This window comes from Seinonella peptonophila (genome assembly GCF_900129355.1).
GTDB classification, from domain to species: domain Bacteria; phylum Bacillota; class Bacilli; order Thermoactinomycetales; family Thermoactinomycetaceae; genus Seinonella; species Seinonella peptonophila.
Window position 1 is genome coordinate 1 of the sequence record NZ_FQVL01000011.1, and the last position, 21,261, is coordinate 21,261.

The 21,261-nt window shown below is 34.9% G+C and carries 12 protein-coding genes and 3 pseudogenes; 5 read left to right on the forward strand and 10 right to left on the reverse strand.

Translation table 11 applies throughout. The features are described from left to right. The 5 genes from BUB71_RS14535 to BUB71_RS19690 form a co-directional block, all read right to left on the reverse strand. Positions 1–2,596: P-loop domain-containing protein (locus BUB71_RS14535; RefSeq protein ID WP_217653559.1), on the reverse strand; the 2,596-nt coding region annotated here is incomplete at its 3' end. Between the two features lie 436 nt (positions 2,597–3,032). Beyond that, on the reverse strand, positions 3,033–5,102 hold the full coding sequence (locus BUB71_RS14540; RefSeq protein ID WP_073156177.1) for a hypothetical protein: 2,070 nt from the start codon (positions 5,100–5,102) through the stop codon (positions 3,033–3,035). 613 nt (positions 5,103–5,715) lie between these two features. After that, positions 5,716–6,672, reverse strand: coding sequence for a hypothetical protein (locus tag BUB71_RS14545; protein ID WP_073156180.1), 957 nt, complete (start codon positions 6,670–6,672; stop codon positions 5,716–5,718). Between the two features lie 555 nt (positions 6,673–7,227). Next, on the reverse strand, positions 7,228–7,683 hold the full coding sequence (locus tag BUB71_RS14550; protein WP_073156183.1) for a hypothetical protein: 456 nt from the start codon (positions 7,681–7,683) through the stop codon (positions 7,228–7,230). A gap of 15 nt (positions 7,684–7,698) precedes the next feature. After that, the gene (locus BUB71_RS19690; RefSeq protein WP_084731611.1) at positions 7,699–9,210 is read right to left on the reverse strand and encodes an HNH endonuclease; all 1,512 of its coding nucleotides are present in this window, start codon (positions 9,208–9,210) and stop codon (positions 7,699–7,701) included. A gap of 772 nt (positions 9,211–9,982) precedes the next feature. Between BUB71_RS19690 and BUB71_RS14565 the strand changes: the two genes are divergently transcribed. From BUB71_RS14565 to arsC, 5 genes and pseudogenes are all read left to right on the forward strand, one after another. After that, positions 9,983–11,803 carry a hypothetical protein gene (locus tag BUB71_RS14565; RefSeq protein WP_073156187.1) on the forward strand — a complete coding sequence of 607 codons (1,821 nt, stop codon included), beginning with the start codon at positions 9,983–9,985 and terminating at the stop codon, positions 11,801–11,803. Between the two features lie 1,030 nt (positions 11,804–12,833). After that, positions 12,834–14,009: an NUDIX hydrolase gene (locus BUB71_RS14570; RefSeq protein WP_073156189.1), complete on the forward strand. Its 1,176-nt coding sequence runs from the start codon at positions 12,834–12,836 to the stop codon at positions 14,007–14,009. 280 nt (positions 14,010–14,289) lie between these two features. After that, positions 14,290–14,715: pseudogene (locus tag BUB71_RS20030) on the forward strand (arsenic resistance protein). A gap of 20 nt (positions 14,716–14,735) precedes the next feature. Then, on the forward strand, positions 14,736–14,969 hold the full coding sequence (locus tag BUB71_RS20035) for an arsenic resistance protein (RefSeq protein WP_245815649.1): 234 nt from the start codon (positions 14,736–14,738) through the stop codon (positions 14,967–14,969). Positions 14,970–14,982: 13 nt separating this feature from the next. After that, positions 14,983–15,411, forward strand: coding sequence for an arsenate reductase (thioredoxin) (gene arsC, locus BUB71_RS14580; RefSeq protein WP_073156192.1), 429 nt, complete (start codon positions 14,983–14,985; stop codon positions 15,409–15,411). Between the two features lie 161 nt (positions 15,412–15,572). Here the strand turns inward: arsC and BUB71_RS20040 are convergent. The 5 genes and pseudogenes from BUB71_RS20040 to BUB71_RS14610 form a co-directional block, all read right to left on the reverse strand. After that, positions 15,573–16,010: pseudogene (locus BUB71_RS20040) on the reverse strand (tyrosine-type recombinase/integrase). A gap of 48 nt (positions 16,011–16,058) precedes the next feature. Continuing rightward, a complete protein-coding gene (locus BUB71_RS14595) occupies positions 16,059–16,502 on the reverse strand; it encodes a phage integrase N-terminal SAM-like domain-containing protein (RefSeq protein WP_084731617.1) in 444 nt (147 codons plus the stop codon). A 187-nt stretch (positions 16,503–16,689) separates the two neighbouring features. After that, positions 16,690–17,541: an alpha/beta fold hydrolase gene (locus tag BUB71_RS14600; RefSeq protein WP_073156205.1), complete on the reverse strand. Its 852-nt coding sequence runs from the start codon at positions 17,539–17,541 to the stop codon at positions 16,690–16,692. A 47-nt stretch (positions 17,542–17,588) separates the two neighbouring features. Continuing rightward, positions 17,589–20,024, reverse strand: a pseudogene (locus BUB71_RS20045) (Tn3 family transposase). A 353-nt stretch (positions 20,025–20,377) separates the two neighbouring features. After that, a complete protein-coding gene (locus BUB71_RS14610; RefSeq protein WP_073156208.1) occupies positions 20,378–20,782 on the reverse strand; it encodes a ribosomal maturation YjgA family protein in 405 nt (134 codons plus the stop codon). Between the last annotated feature and the right edge of the window lie 479 nt (positions 20,783–21,261).

The following is a 21,261-nucleotide window of genomic DNA, read 5'->3' on the forward strand; positions in this document are numbered from 1 at the left end:
CACTCATACGCAATGCATTTTGTATAAGATTTGACTTTTTACTCAGAAAATAATCTGTGATCATTGTATGAATCGTTCCCCATGGTTGATTACTTGCTTGTCGATAATAGGAGTAAGCCAATTGAACGTTCCTTTTCGCTTCTTGTTCATTTCCAATCATTCGATATGTTTCGGCTAATCCTAATGCTCCATGTCCTGCCCAACCATTTAAACCCAGTTTCTTTGCATATTCGAGTGTACTATTGTGAAGAACCAAACTTTGTTCCATTTTCCCTTGTAAACGATAAATTTCACCTTCAGTACTATATAAATATATTCTTTGTCTTGATTGTAAAGGCTCAGCTAATTGAATTGCTTTTGTGATTAATTTGTTTGCCTCTTCAATCTGCCCTGTAATCAAATATAAATCAATTATTCTTCTTAAGCATTTAACATATAACACTATATTTCCATTGCGTTTTGCCCTCTTCGCGACCTTTGTTAATTCTTTTAACATGTTATAATCAGGTTTCTTCAAACAACCAATGGAGCCATAGATTCCAAAACAAATATCATTATACAAATCATGATGGTCATCAATTAAAGACAATAACTCCTGAAGAATTAGCTCTGGCTGATCTATCGGAGCAACAAATTTTAAATGATGTGCTTCCCTCATTTTATATCGAATATAGGTTTCATCACGACGATTATATCCATAAGAGCGAATCAATTCTTCTGCAAGTTTATGATACATTTGCGCTGCCTTAAAATAGTCACCTGTAATATGAATCATATCAATATAACTGTACATCACTTCTAACCAATCTTTTGTTCCTTTCGGAACAAGTTCTACAAGAAGTTCTGATAAATATATACTTAACCGGGTTGCAGCGAATGATTGTAGCTTTTGGTTACACTCGATCAACCAGGTAACGATACTTTCTTGATTAGAAAAAAAATGAACAATATCAGTCAATATCACTTGAGCTTCATTTTGGTAATTCAATAGCAAATACTCAATAAACTTGATATGTGATATCGAAAAATAATTGTCTGTTTTATCACGTATGACTTGAAAAAAGTCTCCAATATCATACAAAGTGAATACGACTTTTTCTTCTTGAATTCCAGAAAGATCAGAAATTGCTTCGAGTTTTAGTGCAGTTGGCGATAATGCTAATGTTAAAAGCACTTTTAAATACACCTTATCAAAAATTGATTCTCCAGTTGATTGCTTTAATTTATCCAAATAATTAGTATACGCTTGCTGTGTATTAGATGGTATTCGAAGATCTGTTGAATCAAACTCAGCATATACTTTACCTAAGAGGCTGATCATAAGGAATGAATCATTAGAGGATTGTATTATATTTTCAATAAGTTGCTCATTATTCAGAGCACATTTTTTCGTCAAAAACTCCTTGAATAAGAGTTCTCTGTCTCTTTTAAATTGATCTAAGTCGATTCTTTTATAAGCTTGATCCTCTTTCACTCGTTCAATAAATTTAAATGATTGATGCCTTAATTCCGAATTTCCCCTCGATAGTAATATAATAAACACGTTCTCTACCAATTCATTTGGTTTTGGTAAATAATCGATAATCATATCTTTTGAATCGAGTAATTCATCTAAACCATCAATAACTAAGATCAAAAATTCTTGCTGGGATTTTTCTAAAACCTCCTGAAAAAAAGCATTCACTGCTTCAGATTTTGTTAGATATTTTTCAAACTGAATTCTTGCTTGAACATTATGCCCATTCTCATCTCTGATTTGATCACTCACTGAATAAATAAAGACCTCAGGATTTTGCCTCATTCCAAGTCGAATATGATATTTAATTACACCATTAGAGAATTGAAAATATTTCTCATTTTTTAGCGCATGAGCCATCCATGATTTACCTATCCCTGATTTACCAGTAATGTGAAGATATCCATGCCCTACCTTTGAAGCTAGCTTTTCAATTGTTGATTCTATGAATTCTATCTGAAGATTAGGATTAAGATACTTTTCTTTATTATCTGAACCGAACTCAACTACATCAAAAGATCGAATTAATTCACTTGAATACGATGAATTTGTTGTGTTTAATAAATCTTTACCGCTAAACTGATCCATAATTTTTAGCTTTCCTTTTTCTTGCATACTTAATAGTAAAGCTTCTAATTCAGGCAATTTTGTTAATCTGACCTTATTTCCATAAAAACAGTCCAAAAAAATAAAGCCTTGGCGGATTTTATCGAATGTTAACAAAGTATAAATATCTTGATCTTGATTTTGATTTTCAGTAAGTTTACTGATAATAAAAGGGGAAATAGAAAACATCTTTTTGCTTGAGTTTCGTTTAACCCAAACAGAATAATCCCAATCAACCATCGGTTTATAATCTGAATGAATGAGTTTATCTATATTCCAGTTTATTACCTGTTTTTTATCTGATGGACTCATGCTGAAAATAGATAAATCATCTAAAAAAATACGGCTTGTTTCTAAAATTCCCTTTAGTTTGTTATACATCATATCAATGTTATTTTTCACGGTTTCTATATTATTACTAATTCGTCCATGACCAATTGAATCATTTCTCCATTTTACAAATTGCCGCAGCACTTTTGCTTCTTTACTATTACATTGAATTCTTCGGCCTCTACTCACAATGGATAAAAACTCTGGAAACTCTAATTCCGACTCGTATCCCTCCATACGAAGCGATCGTGCAGTCTGAAAATAAAAATCAAGCCAATCACCTAATGAAGGCGGCTTTTGAAATAGCTTTGAGCAAATGGTTAATAATTTGTCGATCAAAAGATCGTCTTTCTTTTGCCTAGCAAGCAGCAATCCGTCAGAAACAAGTACTGAACTATATAGCTTAATAATTGCTTCCCCAAGATCCCTTAAAGAAAACAAAGCAGACTTATATTGTTGTTTTCCTATGTCTTGTAGAAATAAGTAAACTGCATTTGAAATAAGAAACGGATAATTAGAAAACGGATTCACTATAATCACCCTTCAAATGAGTAATGTAGTTACAAATTAATATTCATAGTTAAACATCGTGATTCATTTTATTTTCTGAAGTAAATCTATTTAATGAACTAATTCGATTATAAAACCTTTCTTCACTCGGATTACTTTTGTGGTTTAATCCTTGATTGATTTTTTTCTGAAAAAAAAAGACCCCGACTATACCCACACTTGAAAAGATTAAATAAAGGAGTAAACCTAACCAATGTATTCCCCACAAACTTAACCAAGGTGGATTTTTGATTCCTTGAAAAATAAATTGAAATAAACCTCCAAAGAGTACGATAGGAAATCCAAACACTGTTATATTGCTTACCAATCGATTTGTTCGAGTGTCTACATACCCTCTCACAATATTCTCAATTTCAGAAACAGAATCATATAACTCTTTCAGTTGTTCTTCGATTCCCCAGCGTTTTTCTATCGCACGATAAAAAGATTGTAAATCATAGTTTATGGAGGGGTTTGAATCAATAATTTTTTTACGTAACTCCACTTTCAGAATAGCCATCCAGTGATTTAAGTGTGTTAGATGCTGGCTCTTTAACGTCTTATAATCTCGCATACTTTCTGCGATATAGTTTATTTTTTCTTTTATCTCTTTCTTCATCTTTAATATTGACATCAATCTTGTTTCTAGTTTATGAAATTCATTCTGGTAATCATGAAATGGTATAGAATCATCTTGCCAATCATCCAATAAAAAAACCCCATTTGCATGAATAACAGCATATCCTCCAGGAATCTCTTTAAAGTCAAAGGATTGTTCTGAAGGTAATTCATAAACAGTAGGTAAACGATTAACACCAGATGCACAAGATGCTAACAACTGCTTCATTGTTGGAGAGTTAATTAGGGATTCTTGTAAATCATACTGACTCCACCTACACGCAAAAAGTTGTTTATTACATTCAATATTTTTATCAACAGGTTGACATTCATAGACTGAGCAGGGGTTTCCTAATGTACCATCTTCTAAATAAGGTTGCACCTGTAAGGTTTTTGCAGGATGATAAAGCTTCCACAATGTGTTAACCACATCATTCCAAGTTAATTTTGATCCATATGACTGTTCCATTGCCTTTTTTGGAGCTGCGACCAATGAGAAATCCTTATCATAGTACCATGGATACATTGGGGCTAATTGATTTTCATCCATGGGTCGTTGACCTTTCCACTTCTCTGTTTCTAACTTCTCTAATTCCGTCCAAAATTGTTCTAAATGAATTTGTTTAGAAGGATCAATAGAAATTACCATATCATTTCCCGTTCCTTTTAACATGGGCTGATGTATCGCCATTAAACTGAAACCCATTTTCAACCAAGGGCGAGTCTGATCCGATCTGACAAACGATTTAATCGCGCCAATATAGGCCTTTTCTGTTGATATAAAAGCATCAATAACAGCAGATTTATTCGAGTCGACAATTGGAAGTACCAATTGTAATTTAGTTCCTGATTTATAGCTATTAACATATCTATGATACTCGTAAGTAAGGAACGATTTCGCAATTTGATATTCAGGAAAGTAATCCACATCTACTACCTGGTAAGGAATAACCCCTTGCTTAAGCAAGGAGATAAGAAATTTCAAACAAGCAAGAAACGACTTTTCAATATCTTTTGGCTCATTTCCATGTGAGAAATAGGTATGAGCCAATGCACTTTGTAAACAACCCCATGATTGAAAAGGCTCACCTGTTAACGAAACATCTCCTCGCTTCCAGTTATCTACATAATCGATCCAGATCTTTGGGATGTCAAAAGGAAGTTGATTGATACGAATGCTCCAAAGTAGATATGAAAGGACAGTATCAGGAGATAAATCTTTTAAGAAGAAGGTGATTTGTTTCGTAGGTACTCGATATGATGGTATCCATTTGTTAATTTCATCCTGATCCATATGATAAACGTAAGATGAAATGGATAACCATTTGGTTAAATGTTGACTCAATATTAACCCCTTACTTGATCGATGCCCTCTTCCTAATAAAATTTCATTTTCATCGGGCGACTCTTTATACGGGTCATAACGAAAAGAAAATGACTTCGCTTGTTTATATAAGTTATCTAGAATTTGCTTTTCATCCATTTATCAATCCTCCCCATTTTGAATATTTAGTAAATATTTAACTTGTTATTGGATATCTAATATTCCTTAACTATGCCCAATTCAGTATTTCCCCTGTTTAGGGTTTGTGAAACTTAGAGACTAAGTTGCGAATCGTACTTACCATAGTAAAAATATTTGGCAATCTATTTGTAAAATTCGCTATGAAGTGAAAAGAATCCTGGTATTCGGAGTTAGTGATCAGTCATTTAATCAACATTCTCAGGATGAGCTTTAGTTCCCATATAAATAAGCCCTGTTTTACATCCTGCTGGATCACCAAGAGATCAACAACCTTACTAAACCAGTCTTTTAATTTGGCTCGTAAGTCTTCCACAATGGTGTTATTAGATTGTTAAGTACAATTGAAATATCATTTGTTTGACCAAGCTACCATCAATGAACCAAGATTGATAAAGGGGATTTCATTTTGCACCTGATACTTTTATCTTGATCTGGAAACGTTCAGATAAACCACTGATGACAAAATATACCTACTATCTAAAAAGACTCACATTAAAATCAATATGTCTTTCCCTTATCATAAGAATGATATAAAATTCCTATTATAGCTATGAACGTGAATGCTAGATTCCTATTTTTCGATTAAATGATGTAGATTTATCTCTTTGTTATAAAGATAATTCAAATCCTTCTCGATCACATCAAAATCAACTTCCGACTCAATAATATAAGCAATAAGAGTATAGAACACTTCAGCAACATATATATACTCTTCAAAAACGACGACTTTATCTTTATTCTTTCTTTTATAAGATGCTATAAAACCTAAACAACGCTTTATAACAAACCCCTTTTTCATCTCATTTGCACTCAAGTCTTTCCCAAAATGCTTTTGCAACCAATTTTGAGATATTAATTCAGATACTATTCCGGAATTATTAACATTACTTGAAATCTCAATGATTTTTTCTAAATTATCATCCAAATACTTCTTATCTTTCCTAAAGGTTTTTATTATGTCTTTTCTAAATTGGTCACTATCAATATATTCGGATGTTTTATCGTAGAATTCGACTGCTTCATTCATTCTTGATGGATATCCAAAATCAATAATCTCCCTATCTTCAGTAAAAAGATATGTAAAAATCGATAGCTTAAGGTTGAAACTCAAATGTAATATATTTTTAAAATAAAACTTCTCTAACCATTTCATATACTCGCTTGCTTTTTTTTCCTCATCTGGATCTAAACTTACTAAAAAGAAACCTATTGAGTGAACCAAATTATATGTTTTTAAAAACAACTCTTCATATAATTCCAATCGCTTAACTACTAAAAGATCTCTTACGCCTGTTCTCTGTTGCAAAATTGTAGTTGCAGTTAGTTTTCTATTAGCAGTAATGGATACCCATACAGTACCTAACACTGTAAGTAAACCTACTGGAATGGTTATTAAAGCTGTAATAAGAGCTGCATCAACTTCTGGGCTGAAGTTTTTTGATAACCAAAATCGAATTACAAAATAATAAGCAACTATTAAAATCAAAACAAATACAAAACTCATATTCCGAACAATCTTTTTATTCAAAATCTACACCTCAAACTACTTTTTCAACTAATTTCCCCTAATTTCATTAACAAAAACTATAAATAATGAATGAGCGTCTTTTCAATACTTCTCAATTGTATATAGAAAGGTGATTTCTCGTGAATCAGTCGATTCGGTTTATACTTACTCAAGAGCAGCCCCCTTAAAACCTGAAGATATGCTTTGGATAAGTCGAGCTACCCCTGAGCTATAAATAGACATGATTTATTAACCTTTTTTAATTAAGGTAGCCCTTTTTGAGTGCTATTTATTCAAAAAAAAAAGCGAGCATAGCTCACGATAATTCTTTTAAACTAGCTCTTTAACATTCTTTAGTACAATCTGTCGCACATTTTCAATATCTTGGTGATCCTGATAAAATGTTGTACCTATCAACGCTTTTGGCGAATCGTCTAAACTTGGATATCGATCCCATAACCATTCAAAGCACTCTGAGATCGTCTGGATCTACAGGAACTGACGTATGACTCGGTCAAGTCAAAGGCATTTTAAAAATAACTGCGTTGGCAACGAGATCCTCATATTCTGCGACCCTTATTCGTTGTAAAGTAGTTCGGTATCTATCCGTACTCGCTTTTTCATATCAATTGCAGTAACATCATCATGCCACATTAAATAACAATCATATGGAAACGAAACACCACCCGCTTGATGGAATCGATCTATAAACCACTCTACGATGAATTCGTTTGCCAATTCAAACAGTTCAATTTCCTCTTTAGGATCTACAGGGATGGTAATCGCATACGTGAAACCTGGCAAATCAATTAATGACTCACCCTTCGCATTTGTATTTAAGTTTTTTCCAAAATCGATCATCGAATGAAGAGTGATACCATAATCTCCATGATACCCCATCACCTCAAACAACAAAAATCTCATATCTGAATGAAATGGATAGAAGAAAATAGATTGCAAATCTTGCTCTGTTTTATTTTCTTCTGTTTGAAAAAACTGCTCTAACTTTTGCGTTAATTTCTCATCCTTCATCTTTATACGCCCTTTCTAACGCTTTGCATTTCCGCCTCCCCAAATCGATCGTCCACCTGTGTGTGGTACATTGTTATGAATTCTCGCCTGAACCAGTTCCATCTTACCTGGTATTTGATGGTGGTTCCATGTAAAGGCAAGTGGAACTTTATTTTCTTTTGCCCACTTTTCATTCGCGTCTTGGAACAATTTTTTCAGTGCAAAGTCTTGCTGAATTAAATCATACAGCTTTTGACTTCCCTTTCCAGCCAGTAAATCCTTTTTCATGTTGGGATCAATCTTATCCAACGCTTGACTCAACGCAGGATGTTCTTGAAAATATCGTTTCATACGTGATTGGGTATTTTTATTTTGGACACCTGCTCCTTTTTGAATGAGTTCAAAAAATCCATCCTCAACCTTGCGGGCTAGATTTGGATCTGTCTTCATTTTATTATACAACTGTTGATTCAATTGCTTAAATTGCTGATCATCGGATGATTGCCATAATTTCCTTGGTAACTTAAATTCACCAGCACGCCACTGCTTCCAATCAGGAAAACCATTTTGATCAAAGGGAACTTGAATAGTCTCTCCAGGAAGATTATTTGGTGTGCAATTGCGACCAGCACATTGATTGGATTTCGTCACTTTTCTCTTCTTTCCTGAAAAATCTGTATACAACTTGTAACCCGTCAATTTTCCATTTTTGATTTCTGGTTCTATCATTCCAGTATCTGCATGTAATGGGTCATAGCCAAACAAATCATGATGAATCTTTTTCCACACATCTTCAAAAGCCTTTCGTTGTTGCTTAGCATATGTAACTTTATGTTCATATTGCTTTAAGATCGTACATTTGAAGTACGTAGTTGTAATGATGAGATTTCCGGTTTGTTCACGTGTGGTTCGCTCTGGTTTACACGACTCAGAAACTTGCTTGAGTGTAAGACTTTCAGCTACTTTTATGTATTCTTGATTTGCGCTGATTTCACTATTAATCCACGCTGAAAGTTTTTGTAATGCTTCTTCCTCACGTGCTCCCAGTCGATTGTTTCGTTGGAGTTCAGTCACTTGTTGACGAGTTTGATCCAATTCTGCTTGTTTCTTAGCAGCAATCTCGGACAGTTTATCTCTTAAACGTTTTTCTTGCTGTTTGATGAGATCTTCTGTATTAAAAGATCCAAGGCTATCTTCTAACGGATTGGTGTTTTGAAGTTTTTGCAATGTGTAATTCTCATCATAGGGATTCGATTGTTGATCTAAATTGTACTTTTTTGTATCAATGTGTTGATCGAGATTAAACTGATCTAGTTTTTTCTGTAAATCTTTTTCTGTTTGTTCAGTTCGTTGTTTCGTTTCCTTGATTTGATCCTCTGCATAATTCATTAAAGAAGTAGTAAATTCTTTATCTGCATTGTTTGTTGCATCCACCAAATCAGCAACTTTGTTTAGATCTTCTTCTTTTGTGATAGGATTTGAAACAGGAAATGCACAACCTGCAACTAAGAAAAGCAATAACAGACTGATGAGAACAAACTTTTTCATCCTTCACATGCCTCTCTTCTATTATGAATTTTTAAATTACTTATTCTCTTAACAATATTATATTATTATTAAAAACACCACAGAGATGATGTGAACTCTTTCAAAGGATAGTGACAAGTGAAATGGGAAAGATGGATATGCTTTTTCTTTTTCAAATATTTCCGTTCTTTATCTGTTATAGTCCTACTATCTAGTTCGATAAAAGGTTGTCCTTGAAATGTTTCTAAACGCGCATTCAGCAAAAATATTCACAATTATAAAAATTTTTTCGTCCCTATATTTCAAATTATCTTTTTCCAAGGAATATATTTATACGTATCCATAATTATTTCTCTCTTCAATACATAGATCAAATAAAAAATTAAAAAACTTGATTGCCGCCTCTCAAACTGCTAGTTTGTTTAGACAGTCAAGATGTCACAAAAAGCAATCAAGACAATGGTGTTGTATCAATTGCGATCGAGTCATAATTTTCAATTTAGTACCCTATAATCCCATTTATTGTATAGGAGACGAAATTGCTTCTCTCTACCTATGCCTTTATCTCTTAAAGATTATTTAATCAGATATTAATGAAAAATCCCTATTTTACAATTGTTTATATGATATAATCTTATTCGACAATATAAAAGAGGTAATGTTATGAATAGTAACATTTCTCCAATTTAAATCGCATTAACGCTATTTATTTTGTATTTACATTATCATCGGAAAGAAAAGATTTCACACGAAGCTTTCGTATTCTTCAACTTGTAAAGGAGATAAATAAATTATGCCAAATAATGAATCGATTGTTGTAGAAATAGTAAAACTTAAGAATTTCCATGTATACCGAGGTGTTTCACCGATTGGAGTAAAAGATTATCAGGTGGGACAAAAAATTGTTAAATCCACATCCACAGATGAACATGGAAATCCTGTGGGATTAGGTAACTACGACCCACATTGGCAGGGTTTATATGCAGCAGAACACTTGCATCACGCAGCATCCTATGCAGTGGATAATAATAGCGGTGTTCCCGGAGGTTTGTTTAAAATAAAGCTTCCAGAGGATGTACGATTTGTTCGTTATGAAAATAAAGATGCAGCACAGGCAATCACCCCAGGACGACTTTATCGTGCTCTACGAGAAGAAGGATTAATTAAACTTACCACAGCAAAAGAGTTAAACGAGACACATTTTAACAGCAATCAAAATTTCCTTACGAATGAGTTAGGAAAAGAGAAGATTATTCTTATAGATACAGATGAATTTGAGAGTTTTACAGATATAAATGGCATGAAGATACCACGCCTAGAATTTATCATTCCTTGGAATATTGCCACAGAACAGGTCCAGGTTTCTGAAGAAGTTAAAGTGTGGTATAAAGGAAGAGATTTTTCCTCTCTCAATGCAAAAGAGAGATTGGAGCTTATGATGAAGCTCAGGGGTCCGTACGAGAACGACCTAACAAGTTATGAAGCTAAGTTCAAAGATTTAATAATATGTAGGTCTGCATCTTATTATAGTTCAGGATCATCTTGTCTAGATTGGGAAAAAATCAAAACAGAATCACAAAGAATTGTGAAACAAATTATAGAAGAACATCCAGAACTTCAAAGTCACTCGAAAAATGCTGTAACGGATAAAGAAAAACTACAAAAAATATACAATGATTATGCGCCTAAAATTGACAAACTTTCTTCGTTAAAAGAAGGGGTTTCTCGTGCTACTACGGCACTGAATATAGCTTCTTGGGCTGCTGGTCTGGCTGAAACTTTTTCTAATAAGAATGCAGATGGCTTAGATAAAGCAGCCGCCGTAACAGCTATTATTCCGGGATTAGGTCAGGCTGTTGGTATTGCCAATGGTATCGAAAAACATGATGGAGAAGCGATTGCCATCAATTCTATCGCTCTATCAGCACTGGTTGTAGCACAGGCGATTCCAATTGTTGGTGAAATCGCGGATGTTGTTGGAGCGGGTCTTATCCTTGCTGGGGGCCTGGCTCAATTAATCCAATCCGTCAGTCCAGACACACCTCCTCATGTAGAACCACCTCATTTTTATCCACAAACAAGTAATCATGTGACCGTTGGATGGTTAAATCAAAAAATTGATGAGATGATTCATGCATGGTATCCACATGAGGGCTATCGATCCCATCACTTTGTTATAAAAATTGCGAATGATGCTCCTGAAAATACTACCATGCCTATTACAGAGATTATGGCTAAACTTGGGTCTCAGACTAAACAATTAGATTTAGTACCAGAACGTGTATGGGTGTACCAAAATAATAATGTAATAACATGTACGAAACAAACCGTTAGTTTAAAAACAGATCGATTTGCTGTAATAAGACCTCTTTTTCCTACGATGCTTACAAAAAGCAGACCGATTGTCGTTCGAATGGCATATATAACAGGTGAGAATTCATGCACAACAGACGCCAACCCTACATGTTTCCCTGAAAATCCTGCCATTGCTGTGAGAGTGACACCACTTCCTTCAAACAACGAGTGCGAGTGGGACCATACTCCTCTCCACCCTTCTTACCAAAATGGGGATAAAGCAGACTTTGTCAGACTTGGATATAGAATTGGTGTGTAGATATCCCTTAATGGGGAGTGTGATTGACTAACCAGACAAAGAAATATTCGATTTCTCACAGAACGGTTGAGAAATTTAACAAATTTGATTTGTTGATGATTGGTGACGGCTAGTCAAACAGAATAACCCTTCTTGATTCGTATAGGATGATCCTGATACTAGCGACTCATATTATACATAAGGTTGACCAAAATACAAATATATGTTCTAATTACATCTGGTTATGGGTTATGTAATCCTACGATAAGGCGCATTCTATAAAATAATAGATGTGCCTTTTTAAATATCGATTATTTTCTCACACAAAAAATTACGAATCAGTTAGGGCTAAACTAAAATATACGAATGAGCATACATAAGTTAATAGATTATTGGTAGAAAGTACAAAAAGGTTGTTACCAAAGAGAACAGCACATATAAGTAGATCGTCAATCTCTCTAACCTTCCATTGGAAACAGGTTGGAGTCAAACAATTGTAATTCTACGAAACTTAGAAGATTACATTTTAGACGTGCCAATAACACCAGCATCTGCCAGAACTTATCGATTGTACTTAAGATGCCTAAATGGGACCTCCTGCGAAACTAGCGCTTATTTCAAGTGGTAATAAGTCGCTCGGTTAAGATAGAAACTTTAACAACATTTTTATAAACAAAAAATAGAATCACTTTATATGAACTATCTTTTCTCATAAATTTTCTCTACTATATATGTCCCATCTGAAGCATGAAACCAGACATGAACTTGAGAAACATTAAACTTTTCAAAATACTAGTAAGGAGCCAAATTCGGCTCCTTATTTTTTAACTATTGCAATCACGGCAGTGATCACCGAAGTTATAAGAGTTATAGCATTATTAACATCGAGATTTTCACAACATGATAAATTCTATACACACTTCTCTTTTCATAAAATGAAGCAATATATTTAGCAGGTGTTGAAATGAAAATTTAGGGTAGATACCTGTTGAGGGTGATACATGAGAAATATGATAAAATAACAGTATATTACAAATATTGGAGGACCTTTATGTCTATTACATCTGTATCAGAAAATGTAATCGCCAATATCATTGCCTTAATGATCATTGGTTTTACCACTTACTTTTTTATATATATTCGAATGTCTGGCATATCTCAGTCATTCAGACGACTACGCCCTCCGAAAAAACGTGTCTTTTATCTTGATCAAATTCAAATTACTGATGTGGTACGAGATGAGCACACAGATTTTATATCGCCAATCACTCATAAAGAACGTGAAATTCTAATTAAATTCTATGCATCACGAAACCAAGCCCGTCTTTTTAATGGTCGATCGGTTCGTTTAGATCAATTGATCTTTACATCGAATCACAAAGAAGATCATAATCTCAATCAATTAGATCCACCACGATCCCTTGTAAAGGCGAAAATATCGCAAGTTGATTTCTTTGATTTTATCTCTACCAACCTTACAGCCTATCCATCTAATGAGCCTGTTCGCTCGTTTCGACAACAATTGGCTGCTGTTTTTCGATCCATTGGCTCATTTGCAATTATTCAACAGGTTACAAATGATGTCAAAAAACATGGACGTCCAAAAGATGTGTTGGATGCTTTAAATAATCGTTCTCTAGCGAATATCATTGCTGTCAGTATATTGATTATTGACACCCAAGGAAGAATTGGTATTGTTAAGCGTACAACTCGAGTCGCCATTTCATCAGGCAACTATGGAACAACATGTGCTGGCACTGTTGGAAGTGACGACTATTCTGAAACCGATCCTTTCATCACATGTGCGATTCGTGAAATTAAAGAAGAACTCAATTTGGAATTTACTTCCCTAAATTTTGATGGAATTGCTGTTCCCAAACAAAAAATGCAGCCCATCTTTCTTTACCATGTACATACTGATAAAACTTGGGAAGAACTATTTCCCATTATTCAAGAAGCACGTGATTTTTCCTTTGAAACTGCGGCTTTTTATGCAGTCCCTATTGATCAAGCTATTACATTTGTTGCTCACTCAAAAATGACAGATACCGCAGCCTTTCAAATCTGGCATTTTGCTCGATTGAACGGATATGAAAAGAATTGGTTCTCTGCTTTACTCTCGCTACCTAAACGAAACGAATATCTTTTGCCTTGGCGTGGTTGTTGCCAACAATCACAATCCATTTCAATACTACCAGGAACAAAAAAATCAGAACTAAAAAGCTGATTTCGTTCTTGTAATATCTTCATTCACTATCATCAATCGTGTTTTTAATTTCAGTTGAATAAGTATTATTTAAAAATAGTCTCTATAAATAAGGCTATATTATTACAAGGGAATATCGCCAATCTTATGGTGTGACCTCGTTCACAACAAAGAGCAGCACTGCCCAAGATATGGGTGAAACGCCGCTTCTTTGTTTTTGGTGTTTTGTATGGGGAACTATTTCTGTTGTGCAAAAAAATTATATTACTTTATTCAGATTGGATTAGCTCGGTGTATTGCAATGGTAATTGTGTGGAACGATCTCGCTAATGGCAATCGAGAATATGCGGCTGGCTTGGTTGCTTTTAATTCTGTTTTTCAGATTCTCTTTTACTCGATTATGCTTACTTCTTTATCACATTACTTCCTGATTGGCTTGGATTGAATGGGCAGGTCGTTGATATTACGATGGGACAAGTTGCCCAAAGCGTTCTCATCATCTCGGTATCCCGTTCTTTGCAGGCATGGTTACACGACTCACATTAGTAATAACAAAAGGAAAAAAAGGTATGAAAATCGTTTTATTCCTGTTATTAGCCCTATCACCTTAGTTTCATTTCTCTTCACGATCATTGTTATGTTTTCTTTAAAAGGTGATATTGTTCTAGAGCTTCCTTTAGACGTATTACAAATTACAATCCCCTCTTACTCATTTACTTTGTTGTGATGTTCTTAATCTTATTTTATATGGGAAAAAAGGTCGGAGCCGACACTATTCCAAATCCGTCTCCCTCTTTTACCGCTGCCAGTAACAACTTCGAATTAGCCATTGCGGTTGCGATCAGAGTTTTTGGAATCCGCTCGGGAGTTGCCTTTGCTGCTGTGATTGACCCATTGGTGGAAGTGCCTGTTTTGATCGGCTTAGTCAATGTGGCATTTTGGTTCAGACGGAAATACTTTCTAACACAAAAAGAAACATAAAGGAGGTCGCGTCATGAACAAAAAGAAAATCATTTATTTTCTTTGCACTGGAAATTCCTGTCGTAGTCAAATCGCGGAAGGGTTTGGAAAGAGGTATTTAAGTGACAAATTTGAGGTCTATAGTGCAGGGATTGAGGCACACAGAGTCAATCCAAAAGCAGTGGAAATCATGGCGGAAAAGGGTATAGATATTTCCACCCAAACATCGAATATCATTGATCCTGACTTGCTCAATCGAGCTGATTATGTCGTTACACTCTGCGGAGATGCGAACGACAAATGTCCGATGACACCACCTCATGTGAAGCGCGATCATTGGGGATTCGGTGATCCAGCAAAGGCACAAGGTACAGAAGATCAAATTCAAGCTACTTTTCGACGTGTAAGAGATGAGATCGAGGCACGAATTATACGTTTCAAACAGAGACATCATAAAATATAAAAACAAAGTCAAAGAATCCTCCTGACAGAACACGCATTAAGGGAGATTCTTTGACTTTTCTATATTATAATTTCACTGCTTCAATGACTGAACTGATCATGGGGTATGTGAACGATTCGAGGAATGAGGGACCACATCTGAAAATTTTTCCAATTCCCCTACTAATCCCAACTTATTGCTTCCATCGCATTAGCTTTTTCCTCTTTACCTGGTTTGATATAACGTAAAGTCATGTCAATATTAGGTGTGCCATCCACTTTTAAATGACCTGCTATTTCTGCTACAGTGGAGAGAGGAATACCTGCCTTAACAAGATTGTGTAAACAAGTATGGCGTAATGCATGACAAGTAAGATCTGTCATATTCAATCATGTAGCGTAATTTTCAATGATATGTTGAACCCCTCGAGTTGTAACTTGATTCGATCTTTGTGAATCAAAGAGATATTCCCCTTTTAAATCTCCTTGATATTCCTTTTTATATTGCTTTAAGACCTTACGGATAGACTTATTGAGATCAACTTTACGCTGTTTGTTATCTTTTCCATAGATATAAATCCAACCAGAGCGTTCATGGATCTGTACATCAGATAACTTCAAATTACATATTTTCTTCTACCCGTATTCCTGTGAAGTACATCAATGCAATCATTGCATATTCCCGAATGATTTTTCCATATTTTTGGGGTTGCCGAGAAGTAAACGCAGTTCTGCAAATAACTTACGTTCCTGTTGTTCTGTAATCCATTTTGGCTGTAATCGATTTTCAGGTATGTATTTGATTTCTTTCGCTGGGTTATCTGGGATCAACTTTTGTTCAAGCAACCAAGTAAAGCACTGTTTTAAATGACGGATCGTTAAGTTGATGGTTCCTGCTTTCCATTTCAACTCTCTACTTGCAGATTTTTTGAAAAGCTGGATATGTTTTTGAAATGCTTTTTGTAAGATGGTTAATTCTTCACTGTCCGCCATGTGAGTTTCTTTTTGCTCGATCCAAAGAATGAAACGGTTGATAGAAGATCTATGGGAGGTAATGGTTGTAGGGCTTAATCCTTTGTGTTCTAAATAAGTATAATAATCATCCCATGCAATCTATTTGTTCATTATCGCACCCCTTGTTACAGTCTCCATGTAGAACATGACGAGTTTTCAGGCTGTTAACATTCCATAATATGGTGTTATATACAATTATAACAAAAAAACTCGTCACATTCTGCTAGAGAATACGACGAGTATTTGAGTTTTTTCGTTATTGGCTAATGTTAGAGATTCTATGATTTTAAATGTCTTCATAAATCCATTTGATTAAATGAGTATTAAACGAATTTGGCTCTTCAAACATGGGATTGTGTCCACTATGGCCAAAAATTACCTTTCTTACATTTGTAAATTTCTCCTCAATAGAATCCCACAACGAGAAGGGTCCTACTAAATAATCATATTTTCCTACACCAAGGAATACGGGTTTATCCAAATGAGTTAAAGACTGTTTTATATTTAGTTGTGCAAAAGCCTTCCCCCATAGGTAGTCGATAACTTGCATGCTTGTATACACCCCGTTCCACATGTAAGCTGCATCAAATGTATAATCATAAAAGCTGTGTGCACCCATTCGAATACACATATGAGCAAACCGTCTTTCTGGTTCTTTTTTTATATCGTTTGCAAGGAATGAAATATCTTTTTCAAACTTCTTTTTTCTTTCAGGACTTGCGGTTTCATTAAAGAAAGCGATACTTTGTGCTTGTCTTTCTTGGCTATTTGTAGGTGCTGTATTTAATAAAATAACTTTTCTAACATGTGTGGGATATTTGATCGCATATTCAAAGGCAAGAAAGGCATTCCCTGAGTGACCCAGTATAATAAAATTCTCTAAATGAAGTGTTTCTCTTATTGTCTCTATATCCTCTAATATCCGATCCAGTGTATAGTCCTCTGATTTTAATTTCCGCGGTGGTATTACATGACCTCTATGGTCAATAAAAATAAGTTTTAATTCTTTTCTTATCTCTTTGGAAAAGAGTTGAGGATAATAGACTGCACTGCCAACCACAAGTACTGGAGTTCCTTTCCCTTCAATACGATAAGCTAATTCAAAACCATCAATATTGATTATTCCTTTTTTATCCATTATAAATCTCCCTTTTTCATGAATAAAGACAATCTTTTTTTAAGTTATCATACGACCCTTAGTACCTCAAATGAGAGATTTGGTGGTTTACGGTTAGAATCGATTTGGTAAATATCAAATCGATTGACATGTGCAGTTACATAAGGGCTTAAATAGGCGAGTAATTCTTCGTTATACTCGTTGCCTTCTTGGATATATTCTTGAATGATATGAGATAAAGAGAAAACGTTATAAAAGATCAAGCAATTGGCCACAAGATGATTATATTTAATCACTTTTCGCAGTTTGTCCCGATCATTTTCAGCAATAACCCCTTCTCCTCCAAAAGATAGCCATTTTGTAAAACCATTAAACGCTTCGCTTTTATTCGTAGCAGATTAAATAGTACTTCTTAGCTCCTCATCCGACATGTATTGAAGTAAAAACATGGTACGCATCACTCTTCCAAGTTCCCGAAAGGCTTGATACAACTTATTTTTTTGGCTATAGGTTCCTAATTTATTAAGAATGGTAGAAGGAGTAATCGTTCCTGCTTTGATAGACATGGCTACATGAATCATGTCCGAATAATATGTTTCAATCAGTTCCCAATCAATTTCACTTGAAAATAGCTCATCGATGTGTTCATACCTATCCTCTTTCGTAGGTCGGAACATTTTTAAGTCTTTCCAGTTACGGATTCGGGGCATCAGTTGAATACTTAATAAGGTAGAAAGTCCAAAGATGGTCACACTTTGTCCCTGTGTATCAGCGTGAAGAACATCAGGTTGGATCTCCACTTTTCCTTCATTCATTAAAATATCTAAAATATGAACGCCTTCCCAGACTCCGCAAGGATTAAAGTTACTAAACAAAGCAATATACGTGTCCGAGGTATGATAGTATCCAATTCCACCATAGCCACCATGACGAATATGCTTTTCCAATAATAGATTTTGCTCATATAAATCCCACTTGGTCCCATCCGCTGCAGCTCGCTTGCCGTCTCCCCAATGTTTCGGAAGAGCAAAATGGTTGTAAGCATTGATAATATATTGAATCGCTTTATCCAGATCCTCTATCGTAACATGACGTTGGTTCACCCAAGAAATTTGCTGGCGATCCAGGTCACCTAATGATCGAGCGGTTTGAGTGGGTCCTAAATTGCACCCGTAACAAAAAGTATTAATCAAGTATCGTTCAACAGAATTTTCTATTTTCGTCTCATGACCGGAAATAGGACCAAAGAAACGAGCCCAATTAAGCCAATGCTCACTATCCCAAAGTACATCTAAAACATGGACGGGTTCCAACTTCTGAGCAATATAAGTTTCTAACTTTTTTAGTTCTGGGGGAATCTTTTTCTTTTTTATCTTGCTGAACACTACTTCTCCATTTTCAATTCGTACCTGTTCATTACGTGGGAAGGATTGATCTGTCTTTCTAGCTACTTGTTGAAACTGCTTTTTTATCTTTTTCACAAAATCATTGGCTGTAGACGGTAAATTCACTTGCTCGCAAAATTCTTCCACCTTCTCCTCATATTCTTCCCAAGAAACCAGTTGCTTTCGGTAATCTGCATATTTTTCGCTTCCTTCTATGTACAAGTCACCTGCTTTTAAGTTCAACACGATCTGAGAGAAAACGCATATTTCAAAATGACGACGATTTATTTCTTCTGGCATTGTTTCTTTCTTCCCTTTGGAAGTGAGCCATTTCCACCAAGCATCGGGAATCCAAGATAAATCGAGTAAGGAGGTCACTTCTCTTTTCCAAGGACCTAACTTCTCCTCCTGAACTACTGAAATCCATTCTTTACGAGTATGTTGATGGGGTAGAAGAAACGAAATAGCTTCTTCTAAAGCGGTATTCTGATTCGTAGAACGAAAAGGAAGAGAGTGGGTGATTTTAAAGAAAGTAGAACGATGACTTTTATAAAACCGCCACAAGAACAAGTAATAATAGTCCCTACTGAGTGCTAAATGAGATTCGAAATCTCGCAAGATCTGTTCTTCCTGTTCTCCAATTACTTTTTGAATAGCTTGGATTCGTGCCTCTGCTTCTCCTTCTGTTTGATAAGCTACTAGTACATCGTGAAGGGTAGCAACAAGTGAATCGGTTTGCTTCTCTCTTTTTTCTTTGTAATCCTTTAAATACTCACGTCCTTTTTTATGAATACTGGACATTCGCTTTACTGCCATCTCGCCAATGTTATCTAATATTTTCGATAATTGAACGTATACCAAAGAAACAGCAAGGGCATATCTTTTCTTGACTTCCATTTCAGCCATACGACCCGATGTAAGGGTTTTTGCTTCTGCAGCCGTTTGTTTCATTTTCTCGAGAGGAATATCTTTCAACATATCGGTGGGAATCTGCTGATCAATCAACCAATCTCGGTGGACAAGAAGATCTCGTAAGTGGGTAATAGTAGCACTTTTCGCATCTTCTTTTAAATGATTCCAAATGCTATATGTTGAACCTTCAACTGTTTGAAATAACATATCAATCGTTTGTTTTTGCTCTTCTTCTAGCTGCTGATAAACTTGGTCATATAGGACACGATAAGATTTCTTGCGTACTTCGTTTGCTGCATCCTTTAATGTATTGTATACAGGTAACTCGTAACATTCGCGAATTAATCTATCTATGGTTGCATTTACCAAATCAGACAGAACTATTATTGCAATGTAGAGAGGATAAAGTTTGATCTATCCAAAAGGAGTGATAGTAGCGTGGTAAATGATCTGAAGAATGTAGATATTAACAAGTTAGATATCTCTACTCTGGTATCGATTTGTGCTGGAGCCTAACATGTGGCTTAATACATAAATAAATGACTTGAGTAATAGGGTTCTCAAGTCATCTTTCCCTTATTTCTTTTATCAACTGTGCGCTGTTTTAACTTTTCAAACAGGAACAACCCAACACAGCCCACCAAGTAACAGGCAATATCCTTTAAATCTAATGTAGTCCCAATAATTATCCGCGCAATCTCATAGTCGTCAAGATTAAGTAACCTTACTAGATTGAAATACTGTCCAATTTCTACTAAAAGGGCAAAAATGAATATACACAACGGAAACTGTTTAAATTTGGTTGCTATAAATGCTTTAATGAAACAGTAAATCAGCACTACAACCAAAACATCACCAACGTATGACCTGATAAAACTATTGTCAATGAAAGTGGCTATAATGATTTCTATTATGAAGACAAGGATAAACGCGTATAAATATTTTTTACTTAATTGAAATTGCATGTTGAATACATCCTTATTTTTTATCGATATTTAAAATATAAATCATTTTCAGGTCTGTTGAATAGCCAAAGTTTAGGGAAAAAGGGAAGAAAAAAGGAAAAAGACACGCTCTCGTGTAATAGGGGGCATTATATTACAATATAGAGAATACTATCATACTTTTTTATAATAAAACACTATAATCAGAATAAGGTTGTTGCATTAATTTATGTGCTATTGCTTTAACCATGAAAGCTGGAGACGTGATTTTAGTTCCAAATGGAGAAGATTGTCACATTGGGATCGTGGAGGAATATAGATATGATCCTGAATATGAAGATATTCATTGTGCCCAGCAACGAAAATGCGAGTGGGTAAAAGTAATTAAAAGAAAAGATATGAATAATGAAGTCTAGAAGCTTTTGAACAATATTCCGACAGTAACCAAATGGAAGCATCACTTTGAAGAAGCAGATATTGAACAATACCTTCCAAGGAAT

Excerpts from the sequence above, each read along its gene's own strand:
- BUB71_RS14550 (WP_073156183.1), bottom strand. The coding sequence starts at position 7,683 with ATGAAGGATGAGAAATTAACGCAAAAGTTAGAGCAGTTTTTTCAAACA.
- BUB71_RS14570 (WP_073156189.1), top strand. The coding sequence starts at position 12,834 with ATGTCTATTACATCTGTATCAGAAAATGTAATCGCCAATATCATTGCC.
- BUB71_RS14565 (WP_073156187.1), top strand. The coding sequence starts at position 9,983 with ATGCCAAATAATGAATCGATTGTTGTAGAAATAGTAAAACTTAAGAAT.
- BUB71_RS14540 (WP_073156177.1), bottom strand. The coding sequence starts at position 5,102 with ATGGATGAAAAGCAAATTCTAGATAACTTATATAAACAAGCGAAGTCA.
- BUB71_RS19690 (WP_084731611.1), bottom strand. The coding sequence starts at position 9,210 with ATGAAAAAGTTTGTTCTCATCAGTCTGTTATTGCTTTTCTTAGTTGCA.
- BUB71_RS14600 (WP_073156205.1), bottom strand. The coding sequence starts at position 17,541 with ATGGATAAAAAAGGAATAATCAATATTGATGGTTTTGAATTAGCTTAT.
- BUB71_RS14610 (WP_073156208.1), bottom strand. The coding sequence starts at position 20,782 with ATGCAATTTCAATTAAGTAAAAAATATTTATACGCGTTTATCCTTGTC.
- BUB71_RS20035 (WP_245815649.1), top strand. The coding sequence starts at position 14,736 with ATGGGAAAAAAGGTCGGAGCCGACACTATTCCAAATCCGTCTCCCTCT.
- arsC (WP_073156192.1), top strand. The coding sequence starts at position 14,983 with ATGAACAAAAAGAAAATCATTTATTTTCTTTGCACTGGAAATTCCTGT.